The organism is Peribacillus muralis, assembly GCF_001645685.2.
Taxonomy (GTDB): domain Bacteria; phylum Bacillota; class Bacilli; order Bacillales; family DSM-1321; genus Peribacillus; species Peribacillus muralis_A.
In genome coordinates this window covers 3,106,072-3,128,448 of sequence record NZ_CP017080.1, presented here as the reverse complement: position 1 = coordinate 3,128,448, position 22,377 = coordinate 3,106,072, and the positions used below count along the sequence as shown (strand labels likewise).

23 protein-coding genes and 2 riboswitches are annotated in these 22,377 nt (G+C 41.6%); of the genes, 18 read left to right on the top strand and 5 right to left on the bottom strand.

The window, feature by feature from the left end; translation table 11 throughout:
- Positions 1–227: 227 nt before the first annotated feature.
- The 4 genes from ABE28_RS15180 to ABE28_RS15165 all read left to right on the top strand — a co-directional run bounded on the left by ABE28_RS15180 (position 228) and on the right by ABE28_RS15165 (position 6,199).
- Complete coding sequence (locus tag ABE28_RS15180) at positions 228–1,394, top strand: M14 family zinc carboxypeptidase (protein WP_064463358.1); 1,167 nt, start codon at positions 228–230, stop codon at positions 1,392–1,394.
- Positions 1,395–1,563: 169 nt separating this feature from the next.
- Complete coding sequence (locus tag ABE28_RS15175; protein WP_064463356.1) at positions 1,564–2,736, top strand: YqgU-like beta propeller domain-containing protein; 1,173 nt, start codon at positions 1,564–1,566, stop codon at positions 2,734–2,736.
- Positions 2,737–3,787: 1,051 nt separating this feature from the next.
- The gene (locus ABE28_RS15170; RefSeq protein ID WP_064463354.1) at positions 3,788–5,647 is read left to right on the top strand and encodes a S8 family peptidase; all 1,860 of its coding nucleotides are present in this window, start codon (positions 3,788–3,790) and stop codon (positions 5,645–5,647) included.
- Between the two features lie 81 nt (positions 5,648–5,728).
- Complete coding sequence (locus ABE28_RS15165; RefSeq protein WP_064463351.1) at positions 5,729–6,199, top strand: hypothetical protein; 471 nt, start codon at positions 5,729–5,731, stop codon at positions 6,197–6,199.
- Positions 6,200–6,561: 362 nt separating this feature from the next.
- Here the strand turns inward: ABE28_RS15165 and ABE28_RS15160 are convergent, their stop codons facing one another.
- Positions 6,562–6,735, bottom strand: a complete 174-nt coding sequence (locus tag ABE28_RS15160; protein WP_064505148.1) for a DUF2759 domain-containing protein — start codon at positions 6,733–6,735, stop codon at positions 6,562–6,564.
- Between the two features lie 229 nt (positions 6,736–6,964).
- Between ABE28_RS15160 and ABE28_RS15155 the strand changes: the two genes are divergently transcribed.
- Together ABE28_RS15155 and ABE28_RS15150 are read left to right on the top strand one after the other, a co-directional pair.
- Entirely contained in the window at positions 6,965–7,591 is a 627-nt protein-coding gene (locus ABE28_RS15155) for an MBL fold metallo-hydrolase (protein WP_064463349.1), read from the top strand.
- 200 nt (positions 7,592–7,791) lie between these two features.
- The gene (locus ABE28_RS15150) at positions 7,792–8,892 is read left to right on the top strand and encodes a class I SAM-dependent methyltransferase (RefSeq protein ID WP_064463347.1); all 1,101 of its coding nucleotides are present in this window, start codon (positions 7,792–7,794) and stop codon (positions 8,890–8,892) included.
- Between the two features lie 59 nt (positions 8,893–8,951).
- Here ABE28_RS15150 and ABE28_RS15145 read toward each other — a convergent pair whose 3' ends face one another.
- On the bottom strand, positions 8,952–9,194 hold the full coding sequence (locus tag ABE28_RS15145; RefSeq protein WP_034308393.1) for a DUF2626 domain-containing protein: 243 nt from the start codon (positions 9,192–9,194) through the stop codon (positions 8,952–8,954).
- 83 nt (positions 9,195–9,277) lie between these two features.
- Positions 9,278–9,979, bottom strand: a complete 702-nt coding sequence (locus tag ABE28_RS15140; protein ID WP_064463345.1) for a helix-turn-helix transcriptional regulator — start codon at positions 9,977–9,979, stop codon at positions 9,278–9,280.
- Between the two features lie 213 nt (positions 9,980–10,192).
- Between ABE28_RS15140 and ABE28_RS15135 the strand changes: the two genes are divergently transcribed.
- The 9 genes from ABE28_RS15135 (at position 10,193) to ABE28_RS15095 (ending at position 14,977) form a co-directional block, all read left to right on the top strand.
- Entirely contained in the window at positions 10,193–10,573 is a 381-nt protein-coding gene (locus ABE28_RS15135) for a Spx/MgsR family RNA polymerase-binding regulatory protein (RefSeq protein ID WP_064463343.1), read from the top strand.
- A 95-nt stretch (positions 10,574–10,668) separates the two neighbouring features.
- Positions 10,669–11,733, top strand: a complete 1,065-nt coding sequence (comGA, locus tag ABE28_RS15130; protein WP_373921284.1) for a competence type IV pilus ATPase ComGA — start codon at positions 10,669–10,671, stop codon at positions 11,731–11,733.
- On the top strand, positions 11,720–12,751 hold the full coding sequence (comGB, locus tag ABE28_RS15125; protein ID WP_064463341.1) for a competence type IV pilus assembly protein ComGB: 1,032 nt from the start codon (positions 11,720–11,722) through the stop codon (positions 12,749–12,751). Before comGA ends, comGB begins: the two co-directional genes overlap by 14 nt.
- 67 nt (positions 12,752–12,818) lie before the next feature.
- Complete coding sequence (gene comGC / locus ABE28_RS15120; protein WP_064463701.1) at positions 12,819–13,127, top strand: competence type IV pilus major pilin ComGC; 309 nt, start codon at positions 12,819–12,821, stop codon at positions 13,125–13,127.
- 40 nt (positions 13,128–13,167) lie between these two features.
- Complete coding sequence (gene comGD, locus ABE28_RS15115; RefSeq protein ID WP_064463340.1) at positions 13,168–13,578, top strand: competence type IV pilus minor pilin ComGD; 411 nt, start codon at positions 13,168–13,170, stop codon at positions 13,576–13,578.
- The gene (locus ABE28_RS15110; RefSeq protein ID WP_064463338.1) at positions 13,565–13,903 is read left to right on the top strand and encodes a hypothetical protein; all 339 of its coding nucleotides are present in this window, start codon (positions 13,565–13,567) and stop codon (positions 13,901–13,903) included. The genes comGD and ABE28_RS15110 overlap by 14 nt, the downstream gene beginning before the upstream one ends.
- On the top strand, positions 13,851–14,330 hold the full coding sequence (gene comGF, locus ABE28_RS15105; protein ID WP_064463336.1) for a competence type IV pilus minor pilin ComGF: 480 nt from the start codon (positions 13,851–13,853) through the stop codon (positions 14,328–14,330). Before ABE28_RS15110 ends, comGF begins: the two co-directional genes overlap by 53 nt.
- Positions 14,323–14,709, top strand: coding sequence for a competence type IV pilus minor pilin ComGG (gene comGG, locus ABE28_RS15100; protein WP_064463334.1), 387 nt, complete (start codon positions 14,323–14,325; stop codon positions 14,707–14,709). The genes comGF and comGG overlap by 8 nt, the downstream gene beginning before the upstream one ends.
- 82 nt (positions 14,710–14,791) lie before the next feature.
- Entirely contained in the window at positions 14,792–14,977 is a 186-nt protein-coding gene (locus ABE28_RS15095) for a YqzE family protein (RefSeq protein WP_064463332.1), read from the top strand.
- Positions 14,978–15,205: 228 nt separating this feature from the next.
- Here ABE28_RS15095 and ABE28_RS15090 read toward each other — a convergent pair whose 3' ends face one another.
- Both ABE28_RS15090 and ABE28_RS15085 read right to left on the bottom strand, forming a co-directional pair.
- Positions 15,206–16,003, bottom strand: coding sequence for a YqhG family protein (locus ABE28_RS15090; protein ID WP_064463330.1), 798 nt, complete (start codon positions 16,001–16,003; stop codon positions 15,206–15,208).
- Positions 15,981–17,669, bottom strand: a complete 1,689-nt coding sequence (locus ABE28_RS15085; RefSeq protein WP_064463328.1) for a DEAD/DEAH box helicase — start codon at positions 17,667–17,669, stop codon at positions 15,981–15,983. Before ABE28_RS15085 ends, ABE28_RS15090 begins: the two co-directional genes overlap by 23 nt.
- A gap of 357 nt (positions 17,670–18,026) precedes the next feature.
- Positions 18,027–18,114: riboswitch (glycine riboswitch) on the top strand.
- Between the two features lie 3 nt (positions 18,115–18,117).
- A riboswitch (glycine riboswitch) is annotated at positions 18,118–18,200 on the top strand.
- A gap of 120 nt (positions 18,201–18,320) precedes the next feature.
- Here ABE28_RS15085 and gcvT point away from each other — a divergent pair.
- Genes gcvT through gcvPB form a run of 3 tightly spaced genes read left to right on the top strand, consistent with a single transcriptional unit; the run spans position 18,321 to position 22,241 of the window.
- The gene (gcvT, locus tag ABE28_RS15080) at positions 18,321–19,427 is read left to right on the top strand and encodes a glycine cleavage system aminomethyltransferase GcvT (RefSeq protein WP_064463326.1); all 1,107 of its coding nucleotides are present in this window, start codon (positions 18,321–18,323) and stop codon (positions 19,425–19,427) included.
- A 17-nt stretch (positions 19,428–19,444) separates the two neighbouring features.
- Positions 19,445–20,791, top strand: coding sequence for an aminomethyl-transferring glycine dehydrogenase subunit GcvPA (gcvPA, locus tag ABE28_RS15075; RefSeq protein WP_064463324.1), 1,347 nt, complete (start codon positions 19,445–19,447; stop codon positions 20,789–20,791).
- Positions 20,784–22,241 (top strand): aminomethyl-transferring glycine dehydrogenase subunit GcvPB, encoded by a 1,458-nt coding sequence (gene gcvPB / locus ABE28_RS15070; protein WP_064463322.1) that lies wholly within the window; start codon positions 20,784–20,786, stop codon positions 22,239–22,241. The genes gcvPA and gcvPB overlap by 8 nt, the downstream gene beginning before the upstream one ends.
- Positions 22,242–22,377: the final 136 nt, after the last annotated feature.

Below are 22,377 nucleotides of genomic sequence, written 5' to 3'. Positions count from 1 at the left end.
CAGCCCTGCTTAAAAAAAGTGCCCAGAAAAAGGTTCGAAAAAATTAATGTTGGTAAGTGAGCTTGAATGCATCCTGTGGGGGTCAAGAACAATGCCCCTGGATTTTTTATAAGAAGCAATAACCAAACAAAGCCTGGAGCAATCCAGGTTTTTTTTGTAGTGCTCTTCCGAACATTTTTTTGGAGATCGCTTCATAAAATCAGACTAGGAAGGGGGCGGAACATTATATGAAAGTCGTGAGCAGAAGCGGGGATACATTGACTTATTACAGTGAATTGTTCCAAATCCCTCAAGTTTTACTGGCGGATGCCAATCCCACCATCTCTGAAGGGATTTTGCCAACAGACATCGAGGTGCAGATTCCCGGGTTTGTTACGGGGAAAGAATCCCGTTCGGGGAGTACGTTGAAAGAGATCGCGTTACGAGCCCAATTGCCCGTCGATGCTTTATCATTATTGAATCAAGTTGAAAAAGAAACGTTTTCCGTGCCGGTTAGGATCATCGATCCCTTGCTTATCATCGACAAACCGTATGATTACCAATCCCTTCTTGATGACCTTGACATTCTTTCTTTTCATTATCCCTTCATTCAAGTTGAATCGATCGGGAAGAGTGTATTAGGAAAAGAGCTTTTTGAAGTAAGGGTCGGTCAAGGGAAGAAGGTGATCCATTATAACGGCTCATTCCATGCCAACGAATGGATCACCTCGGCAGTATTGATGAAATGGCTGAATGATTTCCTGTTGGCGGTTACGAATGATTGCCGGCTTTGCGGTGTGGACTGCATGCCTTTTTATCAAAATGTGACCATCTCATTCGTACCGATGGTCGATCCAGATGGAGTTGACCTAGTGATAAAAGGTGAGCCAGCCGCTGAAGGGAAATTTGATGTTATAAAGATGAATAACGGCAACCCAGCCTTTTACGCCTGGAAGGCCAATATCCGTGGTGTGGACCTGAATAATCAATATCCTGCTAATTGGGAGATTGAAAAGGAAAGAAAGCTTCCAAAATTTCCTGCTCCGAGGGATTTCCCGGGAGAGTTCCCAATATCGGAGCCAGAAGCATTAGCCATGAAGGAGTTGGCTGAAAAGCGGAATTTTGAAGGCGTGATCGCGCTTCATACACAGGGAAAGGAATTTTATTGGGGATATGAAGGATATGAGCCTGAGCATTCAGCGAATATCGCAAGGGAGTTTGAAGAGTGCAGCGGATATCGTGCCGTTCGCTACGTTGATAGCCATGCCGGCTATAAAGATTGGTTCATTCAGGAATTCAAACGGCCTGGATTCACGATTGAGCTGGGGAAGGGAATCAATCCACTTCCTTTATCGCATCTGCCTGGCATTTATGAAGATTCCGTGAAGATTTTAATGGCAGGGCTGTATATGTGAGCCGATTTGACTAAGGAATATACTTCCACAAAAATATAAGATAATTATTCGCCACATTTTCACTTTTTTACTTTATAATGAAAGTCGTAAGGATTCGAGTGATCCTTGCGTCTTTCTAATGTCTCGCTCACATATGCCAGGCGTTTTTTAGTTTTGAAGTTGGAGGTGTGTGGAGATTAAAGCAATCAAAGCAGCGCTTTGTATGCGGATTACCATTTGCAAGATGTTGTGTTTCGTCCCATTATTTATCTCCACTATCCTTCTTATCTCGGCTTGTGAGCCTTCCAAGGACCTTAGTAAACCCGTAACTGATACGGAAAAAGAACACTCCCAATCGAATATGGGGAATTCTTCGCGTGAATGGAAGATCCCGACTGCTGAAACCGAAAAAATCGACGCGATTTATGGATGGCTTGATTCCAAAACCATTTTATTTGCTGGAAAGCGGGATGGCAATGAACTCCCCCAGCTAATGACTTGGAATACGAAAACGAATGACACATCCGTTTTCTATCAGCCTGCCACTGCGTTTTCCGAAGTTTCAATCAGTCCATCTGGAACGCATGTCTTGATATCGTCCTTCACATCTTCAGGCAAAGCATCAATCACCATTCTCGACCGTACAGGCAATCCATTGTATTCTGTGGCGATACCAGCCTATGAATTAGCTTATGAGTGGAACTCCTATCGAGATGGAACGCTGTTTTTATCTAGTTTTAATGAAGATTGGACATACAGCTCCTATGTGCTGAACCCGGATGAACAATCAATGGAAGCACTCGATTTTCCACAGCCCTTTGCACAGTGGGCGGGTGAAAAGGAATTGATGTTTCTCGATTGGGATAGGAATGAACCTGCTTTGACGGCTCCCTTAGTAAAAAAAGCGTTGAATGCTGATGGGGCGGATAGCCTTATGCTCGATGTCATTCACTTTAAAAAAATGAAGCATGCGCTTATGACGATTCAAGTGGAGACAGAACAACATGATCGGGGTACATACGCTTTTTATGATCAAACAAACAAGCCGATTCACTCTTTTTCCGTGCCGCTATTGAAAAGCTTTTCAGATTGGGTGATTCCTTCCTATGATTTCAATGAAAAAAACAAGGAATTCATAACGTTCATTCCAAATGAATCAAAAGACGCGGACCAATATGAGGGAAGGTTTACCTTGACTAAATTAAATTGGGAAAAAGGCACACAAGAAGAAGTGATGAAGGACATGGAAAATGAACCGTTAAGCTGTTCGCTTGATGGCAACTTCTGCTTATATGGATATCAATTCGAGAAAATCATTGATATGAAAACCCATCAAATACAAAGACTATTTAAACAATCATGACTTAAACCACAAGCTCGCCACAATGGCGAGCTTTTATACTGTAGGCACACTTTGTAAGGATGGAGTGTACCTTCAGTATTTTTTTAGGTTCAGAAAATCTGAACACTGTTTTTTAAACGACTTTGCGTGAAAACTATTATAAATCCTCTATTACCCACGTTAGTTTCTGTCCATCGACCGTTTCATTCGTTGACACGCATTTCCCGCAGGAGTCTCGATGCCTTCCGTTCCACTCCACTTAGATTTAACAGATAGAAAGAACATCTCTGCCCACAGTATGAGGTTTCTACTTAGACCGTTTCATTGCACTTCAGGCACTCGCTTTCCGCGGGCGGTCCGTGAGCCTCCTCGGCTTCCAGCCTGCGGGATCTCACGTAGACTGCATTTCCCCCAGGAGTGTCGCCGCCTTCCGTTGCATTCCACTTAGATTTAATAGATAGAAAGAACATCTCTGCCCACAGTATGGGGGGGCTACTTAGACCGTTTCATTGCACTTCAGGCACTCGCTTTCCGCGGGCGGTCCGTGAGCCTCCTTGGCTTCCAGCCTGCGGGGTCTCACGAAGACGCGCATTTCCCCCAGGAGTGTCGCCGCCTTCCGTTTCATTCCACTGTGAGTGTTATGGAATTTCCATTGTTCTCAGTTAATCCATATAATTAGCCTGGATAATAATAGTGTAGACACTTGCGATACTGACATAGTCTCCGAGACTTCACGAGATTCTTCGCTAAATTACCTAACTATTAAATCGGGCCCCATGATAATGAAAAGTCCTCATATAAACCTACTAGTTCGAATTGCTAATTCCAAATTTGAGAATGCACATTTCAAAATAGGGACGCTATGGTGTAGTTTTACATGATTTAATTTGATTATTAACAAATCCACCGTAGTAAGTTTTGTATTATTAGGGAGGGCTGAAAACAATTATTACCTCTGCGATGTTTCTGTTTCATATACTCCAGATGATTTATAGGTATGTAACATTCCATCGCATTAGTGAATTTGTTAAAAAATTAATTTAAGACAAGAAAGAACTAGGAGATGTATTAGTTGAAAAAAATAATTTCATTTATTGCGGTTTTTATCTTAATATTTTCATTTTTTTCACAGCCTCGTGCAATTAAGGCAAAGAATCAAGGCGAAAAAAACTATTTAGTAGAGTTTAATAAAAAATTGGATACTAAATTAATAGAAAAAGAGGGAGGGGAAATTAAAGGAAAATACAAGCATTTTAAGACTGCAAAAGCATCATTAACAACTGATGAATTATATAAAATAAAGAAAAATCCAAGTGTAAAATTGATTGAAGAAGATGTAACAGTACAATCTACTCCTTTAAATGGAGAAACATATCTAGAAAATGGATATAGTTGGGGGACAAAAAGAATTAATGCTGATAAAGCACATGAAAATGGTATTACTGGAAAAGGTATTAAACTTGCCATTTTAGACACGGGAATTTCAAATCATTCTGGGATAGTAATAGAAAAGCAAGCTTCATTTATAGATAGTGAAGAAGGAGTTATTGATTTAAACGGTCACGGAACAGCAGTATCTAGTATAATTGCAACTTCATATGAAAGTTCTGGGTTCCACGGAGTAGCTCCAGATGTTAAATTATATGTTGGGAAAGTACTTGATCAAAATGGAACAGGACAATATAGTGATATAATTGAAGGAATTGAGTGGGCAATTGAAGAAGATATCAATATTATAAACATGAGCTTCGGTGGTATTAAAGAATCTGAAATATTGAAAAATGTAATTGATAAAGCTTATGAACAAGGAGTTTTAATGATTTCTTCAGTTGGAAATGAGGGGACTGAAAAAGTTACTTATCCGGCCGCCTATGATAATGTAATTGGTGTTGGAGCCTCAGACTTCTATAATCAAATGAGTTCACTGTCTAATTATAGCAATCAATTAGAACTGGTTGCCCCGGGAGTAAATATTCAAACTTTAGATTTAAATGGCGATCATATAACTGCAAGTGGAACTTCTATAGCTGCCTCATATGTTTCAGGAGCTGCAGCCCTTCTTTGGTCACAAAATGTAAACCTTGATAATAAAGAAATACACACAAAATTAAAAAACTTCGCTACAACAATAGATAATCAAAAAAAATATAATTTGGTGAATATTGATCCTTCTATCTCTCAATATGTAGAACCGTACAATCCAGATAACATCCAAACAGATTCAAAACAAGATGAATTAAATGAAGAAGAATTGGCATTTCTAACTGAAGCAGGTTGGTCAGAAGAAGCTATCAATGGAACAACTAATCAAGAATTGCAAGAGTTTATATCTGAAGGAGCTATGAATCCTGACTATTCTGAAACGACTTATACTCTTGTACCGGAAGATGAATTTAGTGGGGATGTTCAAGCTCAAAATTTAAAGAATGGTGGAAGTATTACTCTAAAAGTAAGTGCGTCTTATCTTGGAATCAAGAATAGTAATGAAAAACAGTTTAAAATAAAGGGTAGTTATAATTGGAATAGCATGCCAAAAAATCGGTACGTGGATCTTTTTGCTCTAGCCTGGACTGATAACGCTTGGTATAAATCTACAAGTAAATTATCTCATACCTATTATGGTGCAATTCCCATTACTGAATCTGTTACTGTTTTTAAACCTTCATTAAAAGCGGGTATGTCTTGGAAAGTAGATCTACGTGCTGGATCGCATGATGATATCGGAAAATTCACACAATATATTTATCTGCCTAAGTCTGCTTCAAGTAAAAACAATGGACCTTTACAGGCAATGGTAGAATATTCTCATGCTTTCACAATGATCACTCCATCTATAGGTGGTGGCTCAGGAGGTTTTTCATACGGAATTTCTACAGGAACGGGTAAAGACTACGCTGACAATCCTCCTAAAAGCAGTGTGAAAAGTTACTAATTAACAGAAAGAGAGGATGAATTACTCTCTTTCTGTTCTAAGCATTTTTTTGCCATACACAATGGTTGAAGGGGGGATAGTATGAGTAAGTTACTTATGAGTAGTATTGTTGTTATTGTGTCTATTTCATTAATAGCATTTGGATATTACTCCTACATAGCTCAAATGGATAAAGGGAACAATGCAATCGAACTGAGCGTCGAACAATCGCTTGAACATCGATTGACAGAAAAAGACTATGAGATTTTTACTTATAAAATTGCTAATAAGGCTAATAAAAATGTTAATCTGCGGTTTGATATAGGGGATGAAATAGATGTAGAAATCCACTCTTTAAAGAATCGTTCAATTAAAGGGGATACAATCATTACAGTTGAACCTCAACCAACTAAAGAACATTACAAAGAGCTTAAAAAAGGAGAAACATGGGAGTATACGATAACGATACATTCGAAGTTGCTTTCAAAAGGAGACTATCAACTGACTGCTCAATTTATTCCAAGTAATGCGATGACTCTTAATAAAGTGGAGCAAATAATAACACAACCTTAATAAAATAAAACTACCTCTACATCTACCTGTATTGCTTGTAAGGATAAATCCGAATTTCACTTGTTATTGTATGTATTTGTGCCATTGTATTGATATCTTCTTTAACACTAAGGTACGTTTTGTAGTGGATGTTTTGTTATTACGTAACCCGGATCCATTAGGACAATATGAATAGAAACACTACTGTATGTCATAACCTTCGTTGAGACTTCCACAAAATTGCATCCAGATCGTTTCAATTCTAACCTAAGTTTTCACACCGGGTGCAATGTAACGGTCTAAGTACAAATACTCCAAACTTTAGGCAATCGGGGAATCAAAAAAGGTTTCGGAAGGGATATCCTTCCAAAACCTTTTTTTCGTTAATGGGCAACAGGAAAGCCGCTGTTGATGATCGTCATGACAGTGAACCAGCCGAATACGACCGCACTGCCGGCTGCAAAAATGAATCCTAAGAAGTTTCTCTTTTTTAATGAGGTAAATACAGCAGCTACTCCCAATATAGCCACCAGTCCGAATACGACCATTAATATCATCTTAAAACCCCCTTTTTTCGTAATGCCAATCCTTAATAATATACCCAGAGGATAAAACAACTACCAAAAATATGTAGAAAAGAATGCATTTGTTAATATTTTAATATTTTTTCAATTATTTGTCGAGGTTTAAAGGTGAATCTCACTTAGCTTGTAGTGAAGTGGATTAACATGAACGACATGATTTGGTGTAAGATGGAGAGAGAATATCATATTGGAGTTGATGGAAATGAAATGGACACAAATCCCTCTAGGCCCGCTGCAAACGAATTGTTATGTAGTTTCCGATGGAAATGATTGCATCATTGTCGATCCGGGAGAAGAGCCGCAGAAAATCATACAATATATACAAACAAAAAAATTGAAGCCTTTGGCGATTTTATTGACACATGCTCATTTTGATCATATTGGTGCTCTTGATGCCATCCGGGATCATTATGAAGTGCCTGCCTATCTTCATGAAAAAGAGGCCAAGTGGCTGCTTGATCCCGCGTTGAATGGCTCCTTGAACTGGTTTCCAGAAAACCCGATGCGCATGAAGCCGGCAGACCATATCATTGCAAATGAGCAAAAGCTTACCATTGGAGGCTTCACTTTCGACATTTTTGAAACACCAGGGCACTCACCAGGCAGTGTATCCTATTTTGCAAGGGATGAACGGCTGCTCTTTTCGGGTGATGTCTTGTTCCAGGGAAGCGTCGGCAGGACAGATTTAATAGGCGGAAGTGAACAAGTGCTGTTAAATAGCATTGATACGAAACTGCTGCCGCTGCCTGATGATACGATCGTTTTTCCGGGACATGGGCCAGTCACGACCATTTTAGATGAAAAGAATGCCAATCCATTCTTGAGATAATCGCTTTTTCAGGTGCCATATGGCACCTGTTTTATTTTTCGGTCCGAAAATGTTAGAATATTGAAAAAGTACGTGGAATTATACTGAATATATTTCCTGGATGAAAAAGATTGTTTCGTGAAAAATCAATCGGGTTTTTGTGCATGGATGTCAAAGAAACAAACTCATTCGTTATGTAGGATGAAGGAAGAGGAGGCGTTATGTTGAAGCATCACCTGAAAAAAATGATTGAAAGCAGCCCAAAAAAGAGAATTTCCTATCATGACTACATGAATGCCGCTTTATATGCCCCCGCCATCGGTTACTATGTGAAGCAAAAAAAGAAGATTGGTTCCAAAGGGGATTTTTATACGTCGGGCAATGTCGGGGACGCATTTGGGAGGTCCCTAGCAAGGTGGTTCGTTCACTTGATAAAGGTGTGCGGGATATCCCCGAAAATCGTTGAAATCGGTGCAGGAGAGGGGAAGCTTGCATATGACATTCTTGTCTATATTAAAGAAACCGAGCCGCAGATTTGGGACTCGCTGACGTATGTTCTGGTCGAAACAAGTCCATTTCATAAAAAGGCGCAGCAAGAGCGTATTGGGATGTTCAAACAGGCATGTTTTGCTTCTGAGGCAGAAGAATGGACAAACATGAATGGAATCGTGTTTTCAAATGAATTCTTCGATGCTTTGCCTGTTCATGTCATTGAAAAGGATGACGGAGCCCTTGTAGAGGTCTTCGTCACGGTTAAGGATGGCCGATTGTTGGAAGTGAAGGAACCTTTGGACAATCCTGATATCCTTACTTACCTTTCGGAACGTTCCGTGACATTACAAGATAAGCAAAGATACGAAATTCCGCTGAAAATGGTTGAGGAATATGAAAAGATCGCCTCAAACATCCAGTCGGGGGTCCTTCTTACAATCGATTATGGTTATACTCAAGAAGAATGGATGGAGCCAGCACACCATAAGGGAAGCCTAAGGGGCTATCATCAGCATGAAATGATGAAAGATGCCCTTATGTATCCAGGTGATATGGATTTGACCACGCATATCCATTTTGACACATTAATGGATAGTGGGAAAAAAAATGGTTTAGCTACCTGTGAACTTTATCAGCAGCATGAATTCCTGCTTAAAACGGGAATCCTCCAGGAACTGAAGGAACACCAAGAGAAGGATCCATTCTCAAAAAAGGCAAAACGCAATCGTGCAATACGGGGATTAATCGTTCCAGGCGGATTCAGCGAGCATTTCAGGGTACTGCTTCAAACGAAGGAACTAGCTGAAACAGCAAAGGTCTTTCCTGAATGATGACAAGTGAAAACCCATGAACCAAAATTCATGGGTTATGTATCATGCTTATTCCGTACTTAATGGGCGGCACCAGGAGTCATCATAAATACGCTCCAGTACGAAAATCCTGCAAAGAAAACGGTGAGATAGGCGCCAAAAACATAAATATACATGCGCTCAGATAATTTCAAATAACTTAAAAGAACAAAAAAGATAGTTTGTGCAAAGAAAAGTAAAGACGTTTGATGCATATGGCCGAGATAAAAGAAAATAGCCATAATTCCTGTCCAAAATCCACATACTCTGAACATGCGTTCCATCCGAATCCCTCCTTTTTTAGTCGTGTACATTCCAAATAATTATAAATGAAATTGTAAGGTAATGTAAAGGATGCCTTTTGTTTCTATGTGAGAACCGATGCTTGATAAGAGCATGTGGAACAATCAGACATCATATTTTCTAATTCCACAATATGGACATTATCAAACAAGGCTTCGAACATTCCTTTTAAGAATGAATTATGCATCGAGCAGATTATACTTGGCTCTACGGCTGTAACTTCCTTGAATGGACAATTGAAGATACGAAAGAGGATTTTATTTTCTTCTTCGCTTGCTTGAATTTCAGGCGAGAACCCTGCAATGGCAGCGGCATTTTTAAGCATGCCGACTTTTTCCTCAAAAGTAAGACTGTTGACCGAGTTTAAGCTCAGTGCTAATTGCTGGTTGACCAACTCCTCTCCGAATACTTTCCCCGTATCGTAAAGGGCCTGTTTTCCTTGCTCGCCTAATGTCATCATCGTCTGGATGCTAATCCTTGAAAGCAGCTGATAATCCCTATAGGGAAAATGCAGCTGAATGACTTTATCCGACAAACGATAAAGCCTGCTTGGGCGTCCGCCTTTCCCCGTTTTACGAGCTTCCGATGTCAACATCTCAATATCTTCGAGTTTTGATAAATGTAGACGGGCGACATTTGGATGGATATTAAACGAATCGGCAATTTGCTGTACCGTCACATCCCCATGATTGTTCACAATATATTGATATATATAATATCGAGTAGGATCTGCTAACACGTTCGTGATTTTTAAAGTATGTTCCATAATGCCCTCCTGCTTTTCCATAGTATTACTTGTTCATTATAATACAGGCAGAAAAAAATGGAATAAGAGAACGGGCAATCCCGCTATAGTTAGAAAAAGTTCACATTTGAGACGTTATTATAGAGCATATAAATATACATACATTATACAAATGTTGTACAATGATTATATAAAAAGAATAAATAGACAAATTGTGACTGAGGGGTTGTAAAAATGGAACGATTAACTTTCTTTTCGTATCCTAGTTGTACATCTTGCCGTAAAACAAAAAAATGGTTAAATGCCAATCATATTTCCTTCGACGAGCGCCATTTATTCAGAGAAACTCCGACGGAGGCAGAGTTAATGCGAATTCTTGAATTGACAACAGAAGGGCTAGATGAGGTATTGGCAACTAGAAGTGAGGCATTTAAAGGCTTACATGTTAATATTGACGAAATGATGCTTTTTGATGTGATCCAATTACTTACAAAAGAGCCAAGGCTATTAAGAAGGCCCATCCTTACCGATGGGGAAAAATTAGTGATCGGCCACAATGAAGATGCATTGAAGAATTTGGTTTCAAAAAAACAGGATTTGAAAATGAGCATGTAATGATGATTCTCGAAATTTTTCGGGGATTTTTTTATTGATAAAGCAGGAAATTGTCGTTCGTTGTCGAAATATTACTTCAAGAAAAACAGGAGGTGATGAATGATTTGATATCAATTGAAAAGACAGCAGAAAAAATCCTTACTCGTGCCATTCAGTTATCGGCGTCGGACATCCACATTTTTTTTCGCAAGGAGGGACCATTTATCCAGTTCAGGATAGATAATAAGCTCGTACCTCAGGAAACGTTATCGTTCTTTGAAGCTGAAAGGCTGATAGCCCATTTGAAGTTCCTTGCCGCGATGGATATTGGCGAGAAAAGGAGGCCGCAAAGTGGTGCCATCACCATGAATTTAGCGGACCAAGTGGTAGGGCTCCGCCTCTCCACACTTCCCACTGCCTATCTCGAAAGTCTGGTCATCCGCTTGATACCCCAACAGAAGATCCTTCCTCTGGAACAATTATCCTTATTCCCGAAAACCGCTCAAAAATTAATTGCGCTTTTGAAGCACTCCCATGGCATGCTTATTCTTACAGGTCCAACAGGCAGCGGGAAAACGACGACTTTATATTCCCTGCTCCATCATGCACATGTGATGCTTACTCGAAACATCATTACACTTGAAGATCCGATTGAAAATGTGTCCGAAAAGGTGCTGCAGGTCCAAATTAATGAAAAGGCGGGCATTACCTATTCCGTCGGCTTAAAAGCTGTGCTGCGGCATGATCCTGATGTGATCATAGTGGGGGAAATCAGGGATGCAGAAACGGCAAAAATCGCGGTGCGTGCCGCATTGACCGGCCACTTGATTCTTACGACGATGCATACGAGGGATGCTCAAGGCGCCATCTCCAGATTGCTGGAATTTGGTGTAAGCTTGCTTGAGATTGAACAAAGCTTGATTGGCGTGACGGCGCAGCGGTTGGTTGAACTTCGCTGCCTTGCATGCATGGGCGACTGTAATTGTGCGAAAAGGGCAAGTGTGTATGAAATGCTATATGGAAAAAGTTTGGTCGACCTTATTCACATGCTTAAGGACGAAAAGGGCAGCGCGTTCATCAGCTATCGCCGATTAAGGGATGAAATTGGAAAAGCCGTTGCGATGGGCTATGTCGATTCACAGGAATATGACCGGTTGGTATATCAAGATGGCAAAAAGTAAATGGCAGTTGAAGGAACAAGCCGTCTTCGTAACGAAGCTAGGGGAATTATTAAGTCATGGCTATCCCTTGGCAGAAGCTATCCATTTTCTGGAGTTTCAAGAATCTAAGAAGAAGGCGGGCGATTTTGCTAAAGCCTTACAAGATTTAAGAAATGGCTATCCCTTGCATCAGGTGCTGACCCATCTTCATTTTCATCCTCAACTTGTTAGTTATATCTTTTATGGGGAGCAGTACGGCGACCTTGATCGGGCGTTGAAAGAAGGAGGGGGATATTGGAAGAAAAGAACGGAAGATATGGATAAAGTAAAAAAAATATTGATTTACCCCATATTCTTGATTTTTTTTGTAAGTATCGTGTTTTATATTCTCCAAAGTGTCCTTCTTCCTAAATTTCAAGCTATCTATGTCACGATGGATGTCGACCAAAATGCCATCCTGATCCTGTTGTCAGCGTTTTCCTTCATTCTTCCTCTTCTTCCCTTCATTTTGCTTGGCTTGTTCCTATGCTTACTTCTGTTCAAGCATTTTTGGTTTGACAGATTATGCCCTTTACGGCAGCGAAGAATATTAATGGGCATTCCAATATTCGGGAGCTTCATCAAATTATATGAAACCTATTTTTTTGCGAGCCAATTCAGCGGTATGCTTTCCGGGGGATTGTCCATTAACGAAAGCATTAAATTATTTTCGATAAATCAGCAGCAGCCATTCTACCAAAAACTATGTTCGATCATTAAGGATGATCTGACAGAGGGCCGTTCGCTTGAAATGGTTTTCCGGGAGCTTCCGTATTTTGATATGAATTTGTCAGTGATTGCCGCAAATGGACAAAAATATGGCAGGCTAGATGTGGAGTTGCTTCATTACAGCCGATTTTTGCTTGAGAAAATGGAGGAGAGAATGAATGGCATCCTGAAAATTCTCCAGCCCCTAATGTTTTCGGTGATTGGTCTCTTGATCGTATCGATTTATTTAGCGGTTTTACTGCCGATGTTTTCATTGCTCGAAGGTATATAGAATTTTATTAGGAGGTGAAAACTGCACGAAAGCCATTTTGAATCCAAAGGCTTTGGAGCAGGAAGATATGAAAAAAGTTTTGAATGAAAGAGGTTTCACCCTAATTGAGATGCTTATTGTTTTACTTGTCATATCGATACTTTTGATTATTACGATTCCCAATATCACCAAGAATCAATCGACAATCCATTCTAGAGGATGTGAAGCATTCGTTAAGATGGCTCAAGCTCAAGTGCAGGCATATGAAATTGACAATGCCAAGCTGCCTGGAAGTATCGATGAATTGGAAAGTCAAGGCTACCTTAATCAGACATCCTGTCCGAATGGAGATGATATTAGTTTGGACAAAAATGGAAAGATAACGATCGTTGAGTAGAAGAAAAGGAATAATGAAAACTGCCAATGGGGGATTTACCATGTCGGAAACCCTTATTGTCCTCACCATTTTCGTACTGCTGCTTTCCATAACCCCCAATTTATATCCGCGCTTCCATAAAGGGATGGAAGAAAGGATGTTCCTTTCCCAATTTCATGAGGATCTTTTTTATGCACAACAATATGCCATCAGCCATGAAAGCCTGATTTACCTGCATATCAATAACGGGAATAAGATTTATATCATTTCCTCGTACAAGGAGGGAAGGATCTTGGAACGGAGCATACCGGCAGATGTTCACTTTTTAAGTAGCACTTTGGGGCATAGCTTTCATTTTAATCAAAATGGAAATGTATCAAAGGCAGGAACGATGAGGATTGACACGCCAAAAGGGAAGTACAAATTGGTTCTGAATATCGGTAAAGGGAGGTTCAGGATTGAGAAATTGTAAAGGGTATGTCTACCTTGAGCTGATAGCCGCCTTTTCTGTTTGTATATTTTTGGTGCTGTCGATTTTACCGATTCTGGAGAAAGTGATGACGGACCGCAAAAATATGATCATGAGAACGGAAGCCCATCATTTATTGTATGAGAGATTGACGGCGTTCATGGATGGGGAGATACAAGGCATGGAGCAGGAATTCATAATTCAAGAAAGAATGTATCGCATGATCTGGAAAGACGGTAAAGACTCAATGGGGACTATTGAAGGATGTGTACGTTATGAAGATGCGTCAGGAAGAAGTCAAACCATTTGTGATACTGCGACAAAATGATGGCTTTACGATGATCGAAATGCTTTTTTCGCTGCTGATTTTGCTGATTATCTCTCTTTTTGTCTTGCAGCTTTTTTCAATCATTCAAACCCAGGTAGGGGCCATTGACAAATTGCATCCTAAAGAGTGGGAGGTCTTTACCATGCAAATGCAGCAGGAGGTTCGAAGCTCAAAGTTTCAGGATGTAGCTGGAAACCGATTATATTTACTTACAGGTGAAAAATTGTCGTTCATTGAACAATATGAAGATAAGGTTCGCAGGAGGGTGGATGGAATGGGACATGAAGTCATTTTACAGAATATTTCGCGATTTAAGGTGGAGAAGGATGGCGGCGTCATTATCTTGGAAATAACGGACAAGGCCGGGACTACTTTTAGCCGCAGCTTTCATCCTTATCTTAAAAATGTGCAGGAAGCCGATGAATAATCAAAAAGGAGTCGTTTTCCCGATGGTGCTGATTATAGCCAGTATTTTCATCATGCTGATGATTTTAATGATTGATCAATTTATCATCGATAAAAGATTTTATAAAGAAGTGGAAGAGTCACTAGTGGCCGATCATCTTGTTCACCTTGCCGTTAAGGAGGTGACGGCAGGGTGGGAGGAGGAAACTCCGGAAATTTTTCAAGGGGACATTTCGTACCCCAATGGTTTGGTGCGGTATTCGTTAATGAAACAAGACGGTCGATATGCCTTTATCGAATTTTCTTCCACGACTGCTAATGATCGAGTGGGAAGGATCATCATTCAATATGATAAAGAAGCGGGGATGGTGGTCGGGTGGATCGAAAAACAGGTGGGATGAACTCAGGGCCTAGGTTCGTTTAAGAGAAGGGGAGGAATAAAAGCGGCGGAAAACGGGCATGCTACGCATAGGGTGATTTCAAATGTCTACTAATGCTTATATAAAATTTTTGACGCAACAGTTTGTCGAATATTTTAATCTGACCAAAAAAGAACGAAAAGAAAAGCGGCGTCATAGAAAAGAGGATAAAAATCATGGGATGTCCCATTGGTTTGGCATTGTCCCTTTTGCGTTGACGATGTTCGTAAGGAAAAATATCAAAAAATGAAACAGATATCCTCAACGATGCACAAGGACATCTCAAACTGTAGGCAAACTCGATTAAAATACGGGAGTTTGCTTACAGTTATTTTTTATTTGAATTTTGATTCACATTTACATGTTAGGCCGTATTAATGGCGTTGTGGGACGAATTAATCTCGAGTTAGGCCGGATTAATACAATGTGGGACGGATTAATCTCGAGTTAGGCCGGATTAATAACAATGAGGGACGGATTATCCCAATGCTCGGTCTGAAAGGTAAAACAATCCTCCGTTAATGATCGATATGCGGATGTTTGGCTCATATTGGGCCTTGAGCGCCTCTTTTTCGGTAAAATAGCTTTCACTTTTTTCATCCATGTCTTTGTAAAAATGCTCCAGCAGATTCAAGTCATCCTGCCAGCGTCTCATGGCTTCTTCCGCCCAAGTGTGATCATCTTCCTCGAAGCTGGTTCTGATGTATGTATCCAGTCTTGCCAATCCACTCTTAGGCTTGATGAGCGGTGAAAGGGTAAAGGAGTAATCCGGTATCTTAGGAGTAACCTTGACTGGCAAGAGCCGATTGTGGAAATCCTCCTTGATTTCCCCTGAGATGAGATTCAAACCGATGGACATAAATGTATCTTTTTTACGATCGCATTGATATGATATTTTCACATTGAGTGTCAGCCATGGAAATAATGGGTGATTCCCGCCTTTGGCCGGTGGTGTATTCTCGAATAGTCTCGTATACCCGGCCAGTTTTTTTGTGGATTGAATAATTTGATGAAGGCGAGGTGAACCGAAATGAATCATTTCCCCCTTTAAATCTGCCGGTGCTTTTTCTTGATCGGTTATGAAAGTGATTCTTGCCGGGTTCGGGATACCGCCTGTCTTTTCTAGATAATGCCAATAAAAAGGCCGATTCATTAACTCTTTATCCATGTCGATTGTCAGTTGAATGGTGAGATGAGAGGTTGCATCGTCCAGTATTTCGCAATCATTGGCTTTAAAGTAAGTTCGTAAAAAATCATGAATTTCCTGTTGCTGCATGAACCTCACCTTCCTTCATGGCTTGAGCGAATTGGATTAACGAAGAAAAATTATCCATTTTGATTTTCATCTCACCCTCGGTTTTCGACTCGCCGACTACATCTATTAAATATTCTTCAATATTGCTGATATCCAATTTGGTTAGAATATCATCCAATTCCCCAATTACCTTTTCAAACAAATTAATCTTTTCATATAGTAACTTGAGAATATGCTCTTCAACCGTATTTTTCGTGGCAAAGTTATAAATCATGACATCTTCTTCTTGACCAAGCCGATGAATCCGCCCGATTCTTTGCTCAAGTCTCATCGGGTTCCATGGTAGGTCGAAATTAATCAAATGATGGCAAAACTGCAGGTTTATCCCTTCACCGCCAGCTTCTGTAGCAATTAATACTTGTATGTTCTTTTGAAACAATTCTCTCATCCAGTCTTTCTTTCCGCGTTTGAAGCCGCCGCGAAAAGGGACGGAGGATATGCCGTTTTGTTGTAAATACCATTGTAAATAAAGTTGGGTTGCTCTGTATTCAGTGAAAATGATTACTTTATCATCGATTTTTTTGATGAGTTCCAGAGCCTTTTCGGCCTTCGAGTTCTGAACCGTTTCATTCACTTTTGTAAATAAATCATCAAGCTTTGCGGTATAGTCGGGCGAAGGCTCCTCATATTTTGCTTTCATATTTTTTAATGTGTAATAGACCGCCTCCCTGCTTGAGCAAGCTTCTCTTTGGAGAGTGAGAGCGGAAAAGGCGCTTCCTTTCGTTCCATCTGAAAGAGGCTTGAATTGGGAAACGGCATCATATAAGGCTTGTTCGGTCGGGGAAAACTCGATGATGATGGTTTCCACATGCCTTTTTGTCCATTCAATCCCAGTATCGGCCCTTCGATTGCGAATCATGACCGTGTTGACCAGTTCCTTGAGGCGTTCGTCTTCGATTATGTTCTTTCCTTTTCCTTTATATTTCTCCGAAAAGAGTGACGCGTTACCTAAGTGGCCTGGTTTCAGTAAGGAAACAAGGTGGAAGATCTCCTCCACTTTATTTTGGATGGGAGTTGCCGTCAGGAGCAAACAAAATTTCTTTTTCAGGTTTTGGACGAATTCATAGTTCTTCGTCTTGTTATTTTTAAGTTTATGAGCCTCATCAATGATGATGAAGTCATATTCCTGATTGAAAATGATATCACGATGTGGAGCGCGTTTCGCAGTATCAATGGAAGAAATGACAACATCACATGATTCCCAAACATAGCTTTTCCTTTGGGCGACTGCCGGGATATGAAATTTCGTATTCAATTCAAATGCCCATTGTGAAACGAGGGAAGCAGGTACAAGGATCAAAACCTTTTTGACAAGACCGCGTATCATATATTCCTTTAAAATCAGCCCAGCTTCGATCGTTTTTCCGAGTCCCACCTCATCAGCTAAAATGGCCTTTCCATTCATCGTTTCCACGACTTGTTTTGCTGCCTCCAATTGATGGGGAAGCGAGGTTAAATGAGGAAGGTGCTTGGGTGCCTGTAACCCTTCAAAATCAGGGATGATGAGTTTTTTCTCCATTTGAACAGCCAGCTTAAAAAGCTCCCAATTTCCCCATGGGCCGTCATTTTCAATTTTTTGCAGAAACTCATCATTCCATTCAGAATTGGAGGATATATTGATTTTCATAGAAATAACTCCCTCTTACATCATAATTTCCTTAATATATGGTCGAAATCCGAACATTCCGTATGTGAAATAAGAAAAATATTATCTCCAAAAGATATTGCAGAGATAAGTTTCTTAGGGTAGGATATAAGTATATTTAGAAAATTCCAATTTCCCATGCATGTAGCACTTTGATTTTGTGGCTCGTTTTTTCATAGTATGGGCCATAGGCTCCCACTTTATCCAAGTTAACTGAAGCGAGCATACAATCAGTTTCGGGAGTTTTCAAAAGAGGAGGCAGCGAACACGTTCCATGAATGCCAGGGATTAAGAATGCTCGGGAGTGATCCCTTTCATTCGTAACCCATCTATATGCGGTTGAAGATAAGGGGAGAGACTACGAATGTAGCGCCGAAGGAGCAAACTTAGCAGTGAATCTCTCAGGCAAAAGAACTCTTATTGGACGCAACTCTGGAGAGCGCCGCCAATTAAGGACGGCCACCAAAGGGGAAAACCTATCATATAGGTAAACTTTCAGGTTTCAGGACAGAGAAAAAGCTCATGGGGGCTTTCTCTGTCCTTTTTGTGCTTTTTTCCGAAACACGAATGATTAAGAAGCTAATTGATCAATGAAGCCATTTAATCCAAAAAAAATCCGAAGGGGGTCATTTTTTGACCAATTTAAAAAGAACACCACTATTCGAGGTTTATCAGGAAAGCGGAGGAAAAACGATTGATTTTGGCGGCTGGGAACTTCCCGTTCAATTTTCGGGCATCAAGGATGAGCATGAAGCAGTCCGTACAAAGGCGGGATTATTCGATGTATCCCATATGGGTGAGGTTGTTGTCAAGGGGTCTGGAAGCCTCCCTTTTTTACAGAAGATGCTTACCAACGATGTATCGAAGCTGCAGCAGGGCGGTGCGCTGTATACGGCTATGTGTTATGAAAACGGTGGTACGGTTGATGATCTCATCGTTTATAAACTGGCCGAAGACGACTATTTGCTCGTGGTCAATGCAGCAAACACGGAAAAAGATTTTAACTGGCTGCAGGCCAATTGTCCGGATGATGTCCAACTTACGAATGTATCGAGTGACTATACACAGCTAGCCCTTCAAGGACCGGCTGCTGAGGAGATATTGCAAAAACTGTCCGGTGACACGGACCTAAGTGAAATTGGCTTTTTCAAGTTCAAGGAAAACGTCATGATCAACGGGATCGCAACGATCGTTTCCCGTACCGGATATACAGGTGAAGATGGTTTTGAAATATATAGCCGCAGTGAAAATGGTCCTGCCCTATGGAAGGCGATTTTGGATGCCGGGCAGGAAGAAGGAATTCAGCCGATCGGTTTGGGTGCGCGGGATACGCTGCGATTCGAAGCAAAGCTGCCGCTATATGGGCAGGAGCTATCGGCCGACATCACGCCGATAGAGGCTGGAATCGGTTTTGCAGTGAAAGTGGATAAGGAGGCTGATTTTTTCGGGAAAGCCGTTCTTGCCGAACAAAAGGAAAAAGGGGCTCCCCGCAAGCTTGTTGGAATTGAGATGATTGACCGCGGGATTCCCCGTCATGGTTATAAGATATACAGCGGCGACAAAATCATTGGCGAGGTCACGACCGGAACCCAATCCCCTACATTGAAGAAAAATGTTGGATTGGTGCTTATCGATAAGGAATACTCGGTACTGGATGCAACAGTCGAAGTGGAAATACGCTCCAAACGTTTGAAAGCCGTTATCATACAAACACCTTTTTATAAAAAACCACGTAAATAGAGGGGACTGGTCATTAGATGAAACATCGTTATTTACCCATGACAGAGCAAGATAAACAGGACATGCTGCAAGTGATAGGGGTACCCACGGTTGAAGATCTTTTTAAAGATATCCCTGAAAGTGTACGCTTTCAAGGGGAATATGATATCAAACCAGCTAAATCAGAGCCTGCGTTAATGAAGGAATTAGCGAGGCTCGCTTCCAGGAATGCTGATCTGAAAAGCTATGCATCATTCCTTGGTGCGGGTGTATATGACCATTATGCACCGGTCATCGTCGACCATGTTCTTTCCCGTTCTGAATTCTATACCGCTTATACACCTTACCAGCCAGAAATTTCGCAAGGAGAGCTTCAAGCCATCTTTGAATACCAAACGATGATTTGTGAGTTGACGGGTATGGATGTAGCTAACTCCTCGATGTATGACGGGGGGACTTCGCTTGCTGAAGCGGCGATGCTTGCTTCAGGTCAGACACGCCGGAAGAAAATTCTCCTGTCCAAAGCGGTACATCCTGAATCAAGAGAAGTGGTCAAGACGTATGCGAAGGGGCAACGCGTGGACGTGATCGAAATTCCTTATAAAGACGGGGTGACGGATGTTGCCGCTTTGAAGGAATTGGCAAACGAGGATATCGCTGGGGTCATCGTGCAATATCCTAACTTTTTTGGCCGGATCGAGCCATTGAAAGAAATGGAAGAAATCATTCATGCTGCCAAGTCCATGTTCATCGTGTCCAGTAATCCGCTTGCATTGGGAGCTTTGGCGTCGCCAGGTTCACTTGGTGCGGATATCGTAACTGGAGATGCCCAGCCCTTCGGCATTCCGGCAGCTTTTGGCGGTCCTCATTGTGGATATTTTGCCGTCACGAATAAATTAGTGCGAAAAGTGCCTGGAAGGCTCGTCGGTCAAACGGTCGATGAAGATGGTAAGAGAGGCTTCGTGCTGACGCTCCAAGCCCGTGAGCAGCACATTCGCCGTGATAAAGCAACATCCAATATTTGCTCCAACCAAGCGTTGAATGCACTGGCGGCTTCCGTTGCCATGACAGCCCTAGGGAAAAAGGGTGTCAAGGAGATGGCTGTGCAAAATATTCAAAAGGCGCATTATGCAAAAAAAGCTTTCATGCAAAAAGGGATGGAGATTGTGTTTGATGGTCCGTCATTCAATGAGTTCGTGATCAAACTTCCAGCTCCGTTTTCGGAAGTCAATAAGAACCTATTTGAAAAAGGGATGATCGGCGGCTTCAACTTAGGCTCGGTTTATCCTGAATTGAATGACCATATGCTTGTCGCTGTAACTGAACTTAGGACCAAAGAAGAAATCGATGCATTTGTGCAGGAATTGGGGGATCAACATGAATAATCAAGATCAATCACTCATCTTTGAAATCAGTACACCTGGACGCATCGGGTACAGCCTGCCGGAAATGGATGTGGAAGCCACTCCGCTTGAAGAAATCCTTCCGGAGGGGTATATCCGTACAGAAGAAGCCGCCCTTCCCGAGGTGTCGGAGCTTGATATCATGCGTCACTATACAGCCCTTTCCAAGCGTAATCATGGGGTGGACTCAGGTTTTTATCCGCTAGGATCATGTACGATGAAATACAATCCGAAAATCAATGAAAACGTTGCTCGTTATAACGGATTTGCCCATATTCATCCATATCAAGATCCATCTACCGTCCAAGGGGCCTTGGAGCTATTATTTGACTTGCAGGAGCATTTAACCGAAATCACCGGGATGGATCAAGTGACCTTGCAGCCTGCGGCAGGTGCACACGGTGAATGGACCGGGTTAATGATGATCCGGGCCTTCCACGAGGCGAACGGCGATACAGAAAGGACAAAGGTGATCGTGCCCGATTCGGCCCATGGTACGAACCCGGCGTCTGCCACGGTTGCCGGTCTTGAAACGATTACGGTGAAATCCGATGAAAATGGGTTAGTTGACCTTGAAGATTTAAAGAGAGTGGTGGGACCGGATACGGCGGCCTTGATGCTGACGAATCCCAATACGCTCGGATTATTCGAGGAGAACATTTTGGAAATGGCCCAGCTTGTCCATGAAGCCGGCGGGAAGCTATACTATGATGGAGCCAATCTGAATGCCGTACTTTCCAAGGCGCGTCCTGGTGACATGGGCTTTGATGTGGTGCACTTGAATCTTCACAAAACCTTCACTGGCCCGCATGGCGGCGGCGGCCCGGGTTCTGGGCCTGTCGGGGTGAAAGCGGATTTGATTCCTTACTTGCCGAAGCCGCTCGTGGTCAAACAGGATGAGCGATACACCTTGGATTACGATCGCCCGCAATCGATTGGACGGGTGAAGCCATATTACGGAAACTTCGGTATAAATGTGAGGGCATATACGTACATCCGCTCAATGGGACCGGATGGTCTGAAAGCGGTCACCGAAAATGCGGTCATCAATGCAAATTATATGATGCGAAGGCTGGAACCATTTTTCGATTTGCCATATAATCGCCATTGCAAGCATGAATTCGTATTAAGCGGTCGCCGGCAAAAGCAATTGGGTGTCAGGACTCTCGACATAGCGAAAAGGCTGTTGGACTTCGGTTATCATCCTCCAACCATTTACTTCCCGTTGAATGTGGAAGAAGGAATGATGATAGAACCGACTGAAACGGAGTCGAAGGAAACCCTTGATGCCTTCATCGATGCCATGATCCAGATTGCCAAGGAAGCGGAAGAAACGCCGGAAATCGTTCAGGAAGCTCCGCACACAACTGTCATTAAGCGTCTTGATGAAACACTTGCTGCAAGAAAGCCAATTCTGCGTTATCAAGCGTAGCCTTTAATACCTGCAAGTATATGAAAAAAAATCCCAGCCTGTCGGGCGGGGATTTTTTCTTGCTTATGTATCTAGTGAAGAATCCATAAAAGTCCATGCGTGCACTTTCAGTTACAGTAAAGAGGTATATCGAGGC

Coding starts and splice junctions, on each gene's coding strand:
- ABE28_RS15160 (WP_064505148.1), bottom strand. CDS start 6,735: ATGATATTAATGGTCGTATTCGGACTGGTGGCTATATTGGGAGTAGCT.
- comGD (WP_064463340.1), top strand. CDS start 13,168: ATGTCGGAAACCCTTATTGTCCTCACCATTTTCGTACTGCTGCTTTCC.
- ABE28_RS15085 (WP_064463328.1), bottom strand. CDS start 17,669: ATGAAAATCAATATATCCTCCAATTCTGAATGGAATGATGAGTTTCTG.
- ABE28_RS15165 (WP_064463351.1), top strand. CDS start 5,729: ATGAGTAAGTTACTTATGAGTAGTATTGTTGTTATTGTGTCTATTTCA.
- ABE28_RS15095 (WP_064463332.1), top strand. CDS start 14,792: ATGTCTACTAATGCTTATATAAAATTTTTGACGCAACAGTTTGTCGAA.
- ABE28_RS15150 (WP_064463347.1), top strand. CDS start 7,792: ATGTTGAAGCATCACCTGAAAAAAATGATTGAAAGCAGCCCAAAAAAG.
- comGB (WP_064463341.1), top strand. CDS start 11,720: ATGGCAAAAAGTAAATGGCAGTTGAAGGAACAAGCCGTCTTCGTAACG.
- ABE28_RS15135 (WP_064463343.1), top strand. CDS start 10,193: ATGGAACGATTAACTTTCTTTTCGTATCCTAGTTGTACATCTTGCCGT.
- ABE28_RS15145 (WP_034308393.1), bottom strand. CDS start 9,194: ATGGAACGCATGTTCAGAGTATGTGGATTTTGGACAGGAATTATGGCT.
- ABE28_RS15155 (WP_064463349.1), top strand. CDS start 6,965: ATGAAATGGACACAAATCCCTCTAGGCCCGCTGCAAACGAATTGTTAT.
- comGA (WP_373921284.1), top strand. CDS start 10,669: ATGAATGATTTGATATCAATTGAAAAGACAGCAGAAAAAATCCTTACT.
- comGF (WP_064463336.1), top strand. CDS start 13,851: ATGAAGATGCGTCAGGAAGAAGTCAAACCATTTGTGATACTGCGACAA.
- gcvPA (WP_064463324.1), top strand. CDS start 19,445: ATGAAACATCGTTATTTACCCATGACAGAGCAAGATAAACAGGACATG.
- ABE28_RS15180 (WP_064463358.1), top strand. CDS start 228: ATGAAAGTCGTGAGCAGAAGCGGGGATACATTGACTTATTACAGTGAA.
- ABE28_RS15090 (WP_064463330.1), bottom strand. CDS start 16,003: ATGCAGCAACAGGAAATTCATGATTTTTTACGAACTTACTTTAAAGCC.
- gcvPB (WP_064463322.1), top strand. CDS start 20,784: ATGAATAATCAAGATCAATCACTCATCTTTGAAATCAGTACACCTGGA.
- ABE28_RS15140 (WP_064463345.1), bottom strand. CDS start 9,979: ATGGAACATACTTTAAAAATCACGAACGTGTTAGCAGATCCTACTCGA.
- comGG (WP_064463334.1), top strand. CDS start 14,323: ATGAATAATCAAAAAGGAGTCGTTTTCCCGATGGTGCTGATTATAGCC.
- comGC (WP_064463701.1), top strand. CDS start 12,819: ATGAAAAAAGTTTTGAATGAAAGAGGTTTCACCCTAATTGAGATGCTT.